Source organism: Aliivibrio sp. S10_S31, from assembly GCF_014694495.1.
Taxonomy (GTDB): Bacteria; Pseudomonadota; Gammaproteobacteria; order Enterobacterales; family Vibrionaceae; genus Aliivibrio; species Aliivibrio fischeri.
Map to the genome: position 1 here is coordinate 1 of NZ_JAAUWR010000080.1, position 981 is coordinate 981.

The following is a 981-nucleotide window of genomic DNA, read 5'->3' on the forward strand; positions in this document are numbered from 1 at the left end:
TCGTGTAACAAATGCATCAACACGATTTGCTACACTCGGCGTTGTCAGTTTGCCTTTAGTTTCAGTGATTAAGGCAGTAAAATTTAGTTAAGTTTGTATCGTAGCAAACGTGTTATGCAGGCGTTATATTTTTTATTGAAACTTGCGTCATGATGCGCAACGCGCTACACTCTCCGTATGATTAAAACATTTAAGCACAAAGGTCTTAAAAAGTTTTTTGAGACTGGCAGTAAAGCGGGTATTCAAGCGAAACATGATCGCAAATTGAGAATGCAATTAGCCGCGATAGACACTGCAACCATTATTGATGATGTTGATTTGCCGGGTTTCAAACTTCATCCTTTGAAAGGGGATAGAGATGGAATTTGGTCAATTACAGTAAATGGTAACTGGCGTGTTACTTTCGAATTTATCGATGGTAATGCTTACATTTTAAATTACGAGGATTACCATTAATGGCTATGTACAATCCCCCACATCCAGGTGAGTTTATCCATGACGTTTATATGGAACCATTTGGCTATAGTTGCCGCTTTGTTGCTAAACAACTTGATGTAGCTGCTTCAACTCTAAATCGAGTGATAAAGGGTAAGAGTTCAATTTCACCTGAAATGGCATTACGTCTTTCAAAATCACTAGGTCGTACGCCTGAAAGTTGGTTAACAATGCAAGACAATTACGATCTATGGCAAGCAAAGCAAAACGTGAATTTAACTAAGGTGCACACGATCAATTTTGCTATGGCGTAGTAAAATATAACAAATGCATCAACACGATTTACTACACTCGGCATCTCAGGTTGTCGAGTGCTTCTCGTTTTAAGGCGTCAATATTAAGTATAATTGCATAGTAGTAAACGTGTTATGCAGGCGTTATACGGGTGTTTTACATCGATGGTTTGGCTTCAATTAACCCATCAATATTATAAAATAGTAGGGTTCCAAATATAGCTACGATTATGATGTAACCAATTGAAATGGC

The 981-nt window shown here is 37.8% G+C and carries 2 protein-coding genes; both read left to right on the plus strand.

Annotated features, from left to right (window positions below; genetic code table 11):
• The first annotated feature begins 177 nt into the window (after positions 1-177).
• Positions 178-456, plus strand: coding sequence for a type II toxin-antitoxin system RelE/ParE family toxin (locus HC728_RS19645; protein ID WP_017023496.1), 279 nt, complete (start codon positions 178-180; stop codon positions 454-456).
• The gene (locus HC728_RS19650; RefSeq protein WP_017023495.1) at positions 456-749 is read left to right on the plus strand and encodes a HigA family addiction module antitoxin; all 294 of its coding nucleotides are present in this window, start codon (positions 456-458) and stop codon (positions 747-749) included. The genes HC728_RS19645 and HC728_RS19650 overlap by 1 nt, the downstream gene beginning before the upstream one ends.
• The last annotated feature ends 232 nt before the right edge of the window (positions 750-981 follow it).

Coding starts and splice junctions, on each gene's coding strand:
- HC728_RS19650 (WP_017023495.1), top strand. CDS start 456: ATGGCTATGTACAATCCCCCACATCCAGGTGAGTTTATCCATGACGTT.
- HC728_RS19645 (WP_017023496.1), top strand. CDS start 178: ATGATTAAAACATTTAAGCACAAAGGTCTTAAAAAGTTTTTTGAGACT.